The sequence below is a fragment of the Reyranella sp. genome (genome assembly GCF_004297265.1).
Classification (GTDB): Bacteria; Pseudomonadota; Alphaproteobacteria; order Reyranellales; family Reyranellaceae; genus Reyranella.
In genome coordinates, this window is record NZ_SCUT01000053.1 from 20,298 (window position 1) to 29,845 (window position 9,548).

The window sequence follows — 9,548 nt, forward strand, 5'->3', positions numbered from 1 at the left end:
AAGAGAGTGGCGCGGTTCGGCTCTCCGGTCGAGACGGTCGTGCCGCAATTCTCCCATGATCCGACGCAAGAGTTTCGCATGCAGAGCGAAAAGATCCTGCGCCGATGGCGACGCGTCGACGAGCCGGGCCTCGAGTTGATGGCTCTGTCGCGCAATGCCCTGGGGTTCAGTGTCCGATCCACCCTGATCCATGCCGGTGAGGACAGCTTCGGGCTTCGTTATCGCTGGGACCTCGACGCGTCATGGCGAACGCGAACGCTGCGCATCGACCGGACAGATGCGATGGAAAAGTCGCTGCTGATCGAGCGGACCGGTGATACCGACTGGCGGGTCGATGGTGAGACCCGCCCCGACCTCTCGGGCTGCCACGAGGTCGATGTGTCGGCGACGCCGTTCTGCAACAGCCTGGCGATCCAGCGCATGGGCGAGGCCGGCGGCGAATTGCTGGCGCTGTTCGTCGATGCGCCCGCGCTCACTTGCCAGCCATCTCGCCAGCTCTACGAGCCACTCGGCCCGCGCGCCTGGCGCTACGTCGACAAGGGCGTATCTGCGGGCTTTACCGCGCGGCTCGACCTCGACGACGAAGGGTTCGTCGCGAAATACGAGCACCTGTTTGAGGCGCTTTAATTGTCATCGCGAGCGGGGTAACCCCCGCTCTGGAGCGCAGCGAAGGATCTCACGCCCGCAACGGGGTCCTTCGGTCGCCATGTCAGGTCCTTCGCTTCGCTCAGGACGACAGAGGATTACTCCGCTGCCTTCGCGACCTCGGCCTTGTGCAGCGCGGGCGCCGCGTACGTGCGATCATGGGTCAGGGACGGGACCATCTTCCGGGCTTCTTCGATCTTGCCCATGTCGATGTCGGCGATGACGAAGCCGGCCTTCTCACCGCCCGCATCGGCCAGCACCTCGCCCCACGGCGCGACGGCGACCGAGTGGCCGTAGGTCTTGCGGTTGGAGCCCTTGTGCGTGCCGACCTGCGCCGGCGCGAAGACGAAGCAGCCGGTTTCGATGGCGCGGGCGCGCATCAGCGTGTGCCAGTGCGCCTGGCCTGTCGGCACGGTGAACGAGGACGGGATCGAAAGCATCGTCGCGCCGGCATGCGCCAGTTCGCGATAGAGGTAAGGGAAGCGCAGGTCGTAGCAGATCGTCATGCCGAGCACGCCCCACGGCGTCTCGGCCAGCACCGCCTTCTCGCCCGGCCTGAACGTCGAGGACTCACGGTAGCTCTCGCCGCCGGCGAGCTGGACGTCGAACATGTGGATCTTGTCGTAGCTCGCCACGATGCCACCCGACGAATCGATCAGGTAGGAGCGGTTGCGGATCTGCTCCTCACCGGGCACGCGCACATGGATCGAGCCCAGCAGGAACCACGCGCCGGTATCGCGCGCCACGGCGCGGCACGCCGCGAGCATCGCATGTTCTTCCTCGGTCTGAGCCTTGGCCAGCGTCTCGGTGCGGCTGGCGCCGATCAGGCCGGTATTCTCGGGCGTCATGATGAAGTCGGCGCCGGCGTCGCGCGCAAGCTTCGCCTGCTCGCGCAGCGAGGCCACGTTCTCGGCCATGTCGTTGCTGACGTTGGTCTGGATCAGGCCGGCCTTGAACGCGGTCATGATGGATGTCCTCAGCCCGGCTGCGCGAGCAGCGCGTCGAGCTTGCCCGCCCGTTCGAGGGCCGCGAGTTCGTCGGAGCCGCCGATATGCTGTCCGTTGATGAAGATCTGCGGCACCGTCGTGCGATTGGCGCGCGCGCGCATCTCGGTGCGCTTCTTGTCGTCCATCATCACATCGGTCTCTTCGTATTCGGCGCCCTTGCTGTCGAGCAGGCCTTTCGCCCGCGCGCAGTAGCCGCAGAACGGCGTGGTGTAGATTTCGATCTTGGCCATGGGTGAACCTCTTTGTCGAAACTATAACGCTGGCCGGACGACCCGCGCCAGTGTCAGGACATCAACCCGCAGGGCACCGGCGCGTTGCAGAACCCGGGCGCAGGCCTCCACCGTCGCCCCGGTCGTCAGCACGTCGTCGACCAGCAGGACGACCTTGCCCGCCACCTGCGGCTGCCATTTCGGATGGATGTCGAAGGCCTCGCGGACGTTACGCCGCCGCTCCTTCGCCTTCAGCCCGGCCTGCGACCCCGTCCAACGGGGTCGCCGCAGCAGATCGGGCGCCAGGCGCAAGTCACGGCGCGCCGTTGTCCGCACGACGATACGCGCCAGGAGCTGTGCCTGATTGTAGCGGCGCATGAAAAGCCGCCGCCAATGAAGCGGCACCGGCGCCACCAGGTCGGATTCTCCCAGGAGATCGGCACCCGCCCGCGCCATCCAGCCGCCGCAGGCCCGCGCAATGTCCGTGCGGTCCCCGTGCTTGAACGGCAGGACGAGCCGGCGGCTCTGGTCGTCGTAGACCAGGGCGGCACGGGCGCGATGGTAGCGCGGACGACGGACGAGACAGCCGGCGCAGAGCGCCCCGGAACCCAGATCCTCCACGAAAGGCGTGCCGCAGCAGGCGCAGTGCGGGGCGGAGATGAAGGAGAAGCCCGGCCAGCAGCTCACGCACAACGACCCCGGCGCGCTGACGATCTCGTTGCAGCCAAGACAGAGCGGCGGCAACACGGCGTCGAGCACCGCGCGGCCCCAATCCGAAAATGCCCCTGTAACGGCTCCGCCCACTCCATCCGGCAACATGCGGCGGATTGGGGCGGGCAAATGCGCCCACAGGATGGCGCTCCCCTACCCGCCGACGGGCTTTTTGCCTACATACCCACTGTGACGAGCCTCGATCCCCTGCTGGTGTTCGACCGCACCACCCTGCGCCAGCGCCGCGAGCGCGCCGCGCGCAAGTGGGATCGTCATGACTTCCTGAAGCGCGAGATCGCCGAGCGTCTGGTCGACCGTCTGGCCGATGTGCGCCGCACCTTTCCCCTCGCCCTCGACCTCGGCAGCCACGGCGACGAGGTCGCGACAGCACTGGGCGAGCGTACAATCGTCGGGCAACTGGTGCGCGCCGACCTCGGAAACGGCTTCGCGGCGCGCGCGCGCGGCCCGGCCGTCGTCGCCGACGAGGAGTTCCTGCCTTTCGCGGCCGGACGCTTCGACCTGGTGTTGAGCGCCATGGACCTCCACTGGGTGAACGACCTGCCCGGCGCCTTGATCCAGATCTCGCGCATCCTGAAGCCCGACGGCCTGTTCCTCGGCGCCCTGCTGGGCGGCGCCACCCTGTGGCAGCTTCGCCAGGCGCTGGCCGCGGCCGAGAGCGAGATCGACGGCGGCTTGAGCCCGCGCGTCTCGCCCTTCGCCGACCTGCGCGATGCGGCGGGCCTGCTGCAGCGGGCGGGCTTCGCCCTGCCGGTGGCCGACAGCGAGACGATCGAGGTCGAGTACGAAAGCGCGCTCGCGCTGATGCGCGACCTGAGCGCCATGGGCGAGAGCAACCTCGTCGTCGGCCGGCGCCGCGGCATGACCGGGCGCGCCGTGCTGCTGCGCGCCGCCGAACTCTACGGCGAACGGTTCGCGCGGCCGGGCGGCCGGGTCACCGCGAGCTTCGAGGTTCTGTTCCTGCACGGCTGGTCGCCGCATGCGTCGCAGCCCAAGGCGCTGAAGCCCGGCAGCGCCGCGCAGCGGCTGGCCGATGCGCTGGGCACCTCCGAACTCAGTGCCGGCGAAAAAGTGGAGCGGAGCTAGATCGTGCCTGCGGTGAAACTCTCGTTCGGCGGCCTGGTGGCGCAAAGCTTCGCCTTCGTCCTCGCCAATCTCCGCCTTTTCTTCCATCTCGTGACGATTCCGTGGATCATTTCGCTCGCGATCCGACTCGTCGGCTCGCTGATGGACCGCGACTCGTTGATGCCCATGCTGATCGAGAAGGCCGTCGACATGATTCCGACGGTGATGTTCATGGTGGCATGGCAGCGCGTCGTGCTGCTCGGCCCCCATCGTGTCGACCGGTTGCCCGGGCTCGGCTGGTCGCCGCGCGAGATGGCCTTCCTCGGCCACCTGATCAAGATCGGCGGCTTCACCTTCGTGCTGCTCGCTGCCTTCGTGCTGGCCCTGGGCTCGATCGATCCGGAGACGCTGGCGGCGGGCGCCGCCATCGATCCCGAGGTCGCGCGCCGTCAGGCACTGGCCGCGCCGATCGGCGCAGGCTTCACCGTGTCGGTCATCCTGGCGTTGCGCGTCAGCTACGGACTTGCCGCAACGTCGGTCGACGTGCCCTTCTCGCCGCGCCTCTCGTGGGCGCACAGCCGCGGCAATGCCTGGACGATCATCGGCGTGATGTTCCTGGTGTTCTTCTCGAGCGCACTCGCCACCACCATCGCGACCCTGGTCGTGCTCGGCCTGGCGCGGGGCGTGCTGGGGGCGAGCGAATCGGCGGCCGTGATCACCTGGACGGCGGCGATCCTCGTCTCCTATGCCGGCACCGCCGTGGCCGCGACTGCGCAGGCCCTCATCTTCCGCGACCTGCTCGGCTGGCGCGAAGGGACAGCCCTCAGGCCGGCTTAGCCCAGATGCTTCATTGGAGCGCGCCACTCCAGTGGCGCTCAAGCTCCGTCGGCAAACAAGGTATGAGCGCCACTGGAGTGGCGCGCTCCAATAATCAGAGCAGGTCGCGCAGCAGGCCGACCAGCGGGACGTCGGCCGGCGGCATGGGGTATTTGGTGAGCTCCATCGGCGCCACCCATTTAAGGGTCTGGCCCTCGCGGGCCCGAGGCGTGCCATTCCATTTGCGGCAGGCGAAGACCGGCATCAGCAGGTGGAACGTCTCGTAGCCGTGGCTGGCGAAGGCGATGGGCGCCAGGCAGCTCGTCGCCGTCTCGATCCCCAGCTCTTCGTGCAGCTCGCGGACCAGGGCCTGCTCGGGGGTCTCGCCGGGCTCGACCTTGCCGCCGGGAAACTCCCAGAGACCGGCCATCGACTTGCCCGCGGGGCGCTGGGCGATCAGGACCCGGCTGTCGACATCGACCAGTGCAACGGCCGCCACCAGCACGAGCGGACGCTCGCCCAGCGGCGGCGGGCCGCCCGGACATTCCTCTTCGAACGTCAAGAACGGTAGCTGCCGTTGATGTCGATGTAGCCGTGCGTGAGATCGCAGGTCCAGACGGTGGCGCGGCCGCGGCCGATGCCGAGATCGATGTCGATCACCACGTCGGAACCCTTGATGTGCTGGGCGACCGGCGCCTCGTCGTAGTTCGGCACGACCTGGCCCTGATCGGTGATGCGCACGCCGCCGATCGAGATGCGCAGCTTGTCGCGATCGGCGCGCTCGCCCGACTTGCCGACCGCCATGACGATGCGGCCCCAGTTGGCGTCCTCGCCGGCGATCGCGGTCTTGACCAGCGGCGAATTGGCGACCGCCAGGCCGATCTTGCGCGCCGCGCCGTTCGACGAGGCGCCGCCCACGTTGATGGTCACGAACTTGGTGGCGCCCTCGCCGTCGCGCGCCAGCAGCTGCGCCAGCTCGATCATCACCTCGTCGAGGGCGCGCTTGAAGTCGACCAGAACGGGATCGTCCGCCTCTTCGATGGGCGCGTGGCGGGCCGCCCCGGTGGCGACCAGCAGGAACGTGTCGCTGGTCGAGGTGTCGCCGTCGACGGTGACACAGTTCAGCGACTTGTCGGCGGCGTCGGAGAGCAGCTTCTGCAGGACGCCGCCCGGAATCTTGGCATCGGTGAAGGCGAAGCCCAGCATCGTCGCCATGTCCGGCGCGATCATGCCCGAGCCCTTGAGGAAGGCGTTCACCGTCACCGTGCGCTCGCCGATCTTGGCCTGGCGCGTGGCGAGCTTGGGGAAGGTGTCGGTGGTCATGATGGCGGCGGCGGCGGCTGACCAGGCGTCTTCCTTGCCCGACTTGATCAGTGTCGGCACGACGGCGGCGATCTTCTCCCACTCGAGGGGCTGGCCGATCACCCCGGTCGAGGCCATGAAGACCTCGTTGCGCGGGCAGCCCAGCGCCTGGGCGATGGCCCGGGTCGACTCCTCGACCGCTTTGTCACCCAGCTTGCCCGTGAAGGCATTGGCGTTGCCGGCATTGACCACGATCGCGCGGACCTTGCCGCGGGCCAGGTTCTTGCGGCACCAGTCGACGGGCGCCGAGCAGGTCTTGGATTTGGTCAGGACGCCCGCGATGGTCGCTCCGGCCGGCACCACCGCCAGCAGGACATCGTCGCGGTCCGTATAGCGCACGCCGGAACGCGCGACACCGAGCTTTACGCCCGCGATGCGGGGCAGCGTCGGCGTCGTCTTGGGCGCGAGCGGCGATGTGGCGTGCTTAGCGGACATGTTTCTCCCCTCGGGCGCGGCCGCGGAACGCGGCCGGCCAGCGGCGGAGACTACACCAGAAAGACCCTAAAACGTGAGTTTTAGTTGAACCCTGGTCCTACTTCGGCGGCTGGGCCGGGGTCGCGGGCTTCGCCGGCGTCGCGGCGGGGGCAGCCGGCGCGGCCGGGGCCGCCTCGACCTTGGTGCCGTCCATGTTGAACTTCTCGATCTTCGAGCCGGCGCGGATCTTGTCGAGCTGGGCCGTCACCGCCTCGCGCGCCAGTTCCTCGCGGATCTGCTCGGAGAGCTCCTCGAGGGCCGGCGGCGGCGCCGTGCGGCGATCGTCGATCTTGATGACGTGGTAGCCGAACTGGGTCTTTGTCGGCGTCTCCGAGGTCTCGCCCTTCTTCAGGTCGAAGGCGGCGTCGGCGAATTCCTTCACCATGTCGGACTTCTTGAACCAGCCGAGATCGCCGCCCTCGGCGCCGGACGCCTTGTCGGTCGACTTCTCCTTGGCGATCTTGTCGAAGGGCGTGCCCTTCTTCAGCTCGGCGATGATGGCCTTGGCCTCGTCCTCGGTGGCGACCAGGATGTGGCGCGCATGCACCTCGTCTTCCGGCGGCATCGACTTCAGGCGCTCCTGATACTTCTGCTGGATCTTCTCGAGGGTGACGAGGCGGGAGATCTCGCGCTGGATCCAGAAATCCTGCAGCACCTGCTCCTCGACGAAGGCCATGCGCTTCTTGAAGGCCGGATCCTCGTTGGTCTTGCTCTTCTTGCCTTCCTGGACGACCAGCTTGCTGTCGATGATGCGCTCGAGCAACGCCGGGAACACCGCCTGCAGCGGCATGGAGCGGTACTGCTGCGGCAGCGATTGCTGGGCGATCTCGAGTTCGGACAGGCGGATCTGCTGGCCGTTGACGATGGCGACGACCGGATCCTTGACCGCGGCCGGCGCGGCGGCGGCGGGCGGCTTGGCGGCGGGGGCAGCCGGCGCAGCCGGCGGTTTCGCCGGCTGGCCGGCCGGCGGGGTCTGCGCCAGGGCGGGACCCGCGATGAGCGCAACCGCGCCACTCAGAAGGGCGAGGCGCAGGGAACGCAGGTCATGACTCATGGCGGACTCCAGCAGATTCATTCGTTTCGAAAGGCGCAAACCGTTTACACAGGGCCCATTGGGCCAAGCAAGCGCCGCCTCCCCGATGAGGGAGGTGATGACGTCGAATTGCGGCACTTTTTCGTGAGTACCGCGTCCATGGCGGGGCGATGACACTTCTGATTTGCCGCTGAATTGCCGTCCGATGGGGCTGCGATTGTCCGCTGCGTTGACACTCCTCCGGCCGCTCTCTATCTCTCACAGGGAGGGCGGGCCGCTGTGCCCGCCTAAGTCATTAGAATATCGAGGTTTTCCATGCTTGGCGCGCTTGCCCGGACGCTCTTCGGGACGGCCAACGACCGCATCGTCAAGGGCTTGGACAAGCCGGTGGCGAAGATCAACGCCCTTGAGCCGGAGTTGGTCAAGCTTTCCGACGAGCAGCTGAGAGGCAAGACCGTCGAATTCCGCGAACGCCTGGCCAAGGGCGAGACGCTCGACGATCTGCTGCCCGAGGCCTTCGCCACGGTACGCGAGGCGGCCAAGCGGACCCTCGGCCAGCGCCACTTCGACGTCCAGCTGAAGGGCGGCATGGTCCTGCACCAGGGCAAGATCGCCGAAATGAAGACCGGCGAAGGCAAGACGCTGGTCGCCACGCTCGCCGTCTATCTCAATGCCCTGCCCGGCAAGGGCGTGCACGTCGTCACCGTGAACGACTATCTCGCCCGCCGCGACGCCGAATGGATGGGCCGCGTCTACAGGTTCCTCGGCCTCACCGTCGGCATCATCGTGCACGAGCTCGACGACGAGCAGCGCAAGGCGGCCTATGCCTGCGACATCACCTACGGCACCAACAACGAGATCGGCTTCGACTACCTGCGCGACAACATGAAGTATCGGCTGGACGCGATGGTCCAGCGGCCCTTCAACCATGCCATCGTCGACGAGGTTGACTCGATCCTGATCGACGAGGCGCGCACACCGCTCATCATCTCCGGCCCGGCCGAGGATTCCTCCGAGCTTTACCGCCGCGCCGACACGGTGATCCCCCAGCTGAAGCCCGAGCATTACGAGAAGGACGAGAAGAACCGCACGGTCGTCCTGACCGACGCCGGCATCGAGGCGATCGAGGACATCCTGCGCGCCGACGGGCTGCTGGCCGAGGGCATCAGCCTCTATGCGCCGACCATGGTATCGGTGCTCCACCACATCACCCAGGCGCTGCGCGCCCACAAGCTGTTCTCGCGCGACGTGGACTACATCGTGAAGGACGGCCAGGTCGTCATCATCGACGAGTTCACCGGCCGCATGATGCAGGGCCGCCGCTACTCCGAGGGCCTGCACCAGGCGCTCGAGGCCAAGGAACATGTCGAGATCCAGCGCGAGAACCAGACGCTGGCCTCGATCACCTTCCAGAACCTGTTCCGCATGTACCCGAAGCTCTCGGGCATGACTGGCACGGCGCTGACCGAGGCCGCCGAGTTCGCCGAGATCTACAAGCTCGAGGTGGTCGAGATCCCGACCAACGTGCCGGTCGCGCGCAAGGACGCCGACGACGAGATCTACCGGACCCTGGGCGACAAGACGCGCGCCATCGTCAAGCTGATCGGCGAATGCCGCGCGCGCCAGCAGCCGATGCTGGTCGGCACCGTGTCGATCGAGAAATCCGAGGAGCTGTCGGAGGCGCTGAAGAAGGCCGGCATCCCGCACAACGTGCTGAACGCCCGCTTCCACGACCAGGAAGCCCAGATCGTGGCGCAGGCCGGCCGGCCGGGCGCCGTCACCATCGCCACCAACATGGCCGGCCGCGGCACCGACATCCAGCTCGGCGGCAACGTCGAGATGCTGGTGCAGCAGAGCATCCCGGAGATCGCCGCGAAGTTTCCCGACGAGGCGGCCCGCGACGCCGAGATCGCCCGCGTCGAGGCCGAGATCCGCGCCGGCGTCGAGCGCGACCGCGCGATCGTGCGCGAGGCGGGCGGCCTGTTCGTGGTCGGCACCGAGCGCCACGAATCGCGCCGCATCGACAACCAGCTGCGCGGCCGCTCGGGCCGCCAGGGCGATCCCGGCGCGTCGAAGTTCTTCCTGTCGCTGGAAGACGACCTGATGCGCATCTTCGGCAACAACAAGGTGCTCGACTGGGTCCAGAAGAAGGGCATGGCCGACGACGAGGCGCTGACCCATCGCTGGCTCAACAAGGCGCTGGAGACG

At 67.6% G+C, this 9,548-nt stretch carries 11 protein-coding genes; 4 read left to right on the top strand and 7 right to left on the bottom strand.

Going from position 1 to position 9,548, the window contains the following annotated elements; all coding sequences use genetic code 11:
- Positions 1 to 6 precede the first annotated feature (6 nt).
- The gene (locus EPO41_RS23830; protein ID WP_296330777.1) at positions 7 to 627 is read left to right on the top strand and encodes a putative glycolipid-binding domain-containing protein; all 621 of its coding nucleotides are present in this window, start codon (positions 7 to 9) and stop codon (positions 625 to 627) included.
- Positions 628 to 743: 116 nt separating this feature from the next.
- Here EPO41_RS23830 and EPO41_RS23835 read toward each other — a convergent pair whose 3' ends face one another.
- The 3 genes from EPO41_RS23835 to EPO41_RS23845 are packed head-to-tail and all read right to left on the bottom strand — an operon-like array spanning position 744 to position 2,620.
- Positions 744 to 1,610 carry a carbon-nitrogen hydrolase family protein gene (locus EPO41_RS23835; protein WP_296330780.1) on the bottom strand — a complete coding sequence of 289 codons (867 nt, stop codon included), beginning with the start codon at positions 1,608 to 1,610 and terminating at the stop codon, positions 744 to 746.
- 11 nt (positions 1,611 to 1,621) lie between these two features.
- Entirely contained in the window at positions 1,622 to 1,882 is a 261-nt protein-coding gene (gene grxC / locus EPO41_RS23840; protein ID WP_296330783.1) for a glutaredoxin 3, read from the bottom strand.
- A 21-nt stretch (positions 1,883 to 1,903) separates the two neighbouring features.
- Complete coding sequence (locus tag EPO41_RS23845) at positions 1,904 to 2,620, bottom strand: ComF family protein (RefSeq protein WP_296330784.1); 717 nt, start codon at positions 2,618 to 2,620, stop codon at positions 1,904 to 1,906.
- 141 nt (positions 2,621 to 2,761) lie between these two features.
- On the opposite strand from EPO41_RS23845, the gene EPO41_RS23850 reads away from it, so the two are divergent.
- The gene (locus EPO41_RS23850; RefSeq protein WP_296330786.1) at positions 2,762 to 3,676 is read left to right on the top strand and encodes a methyltransferase domain-containing protein; all 915 of its coding nucleotides are present in this window, start codon (positions 2,762 to 2,764) and stop codon (positions 3,674 to 3,676) included.
- A gap of 3 nt (positions 3,677 to 3,679) precedes the next feature.
- Entirely contained in the window at positions 3,680 to 4,492 is an 813-nt protein-coding gene (locus tag EPO41_RS23855; protein WP_296330788.1) for a hypothetical protein, read from the top strand.
- Positions 4,493 to 4,530: 38 nt separating this feature from the next.
- Here EPO41_RS23855 and EPO41_RS29780 read toward each other — a convergent pair whose 3' ends face one another.
- The 4 genes from EPO41_RS29780 to EPO41_RS23870 form a co-directional block, all read right to left on the bottom strand.
- On the bottom strand, positions 4,531 to 4,590 hold the full coding sequence (locus EPO41_RS29780) for an H-X9-DG-CTERM domain-containing protein (RefSeq protein ID WP_363247429.1): 60 nt from the start codon (positions 4,588 to 4,590) through the stop codon (positions 4,531 to 4,533).
- The gene (gene mutT, locus EPO41_RS23860; RefSeq protein WP_296330804.1) at positions 4,587 to 4,994 is read right to left on the bottom strand and encodes an 8-oxo-dGTP diphosphatase MutT; all 408 of its coding nucleotides are present in this window, start codon (positions 4,992 to 4,994) and stop codon (positions 4,587 to 4,589) included. The genes EPO41_RS29780 and mutT overlap by 4 nt, the downstream gene beginning before the upstream one ends.
- A 35-nt stretch (positions 4,995 to 5,029) precedes the next feature.
- A complete protein-coding gene (argJ, locus tag EPO41_RS23865; protein ID WP_296330790.1) occupies positions 5,030 to 6,268 on the bottom strand; it encodes a bifunctional glutamate N-acetyltransferase/amino-acid acetyltransferase ArgJ in 1,239 nt (412 codons plus the stop codon).
- Positions 6,269 to 6,365: 97 nt separating this feature from the next.
- Complete coding sequence (locus EPO41_RS23870; RefSeq protein ID WP_296330795.1) at positions 6,366 to 7,361, bottom strand: peptidylprolyl isomerase; 996 nt, start codon at positions 7,359 to 7,361, stop codon at positions 6,366 to 6,368.
- A gap of 294 nt (positions 7,362 to 7,655) precedes the next feature.
- Between EPO41_RS23870 and secA the strand changes: the two genes are divergently transcribed.
- Positions 7,656 to 9,548, top strand: a 1,893-nt coding sequence (gene secA / locus EPO41_RS23875; protein ID WP_296330798.1) for a preprotein translocase subunit SecA, incomplete at its 3' end; no start/stop codon positions are given.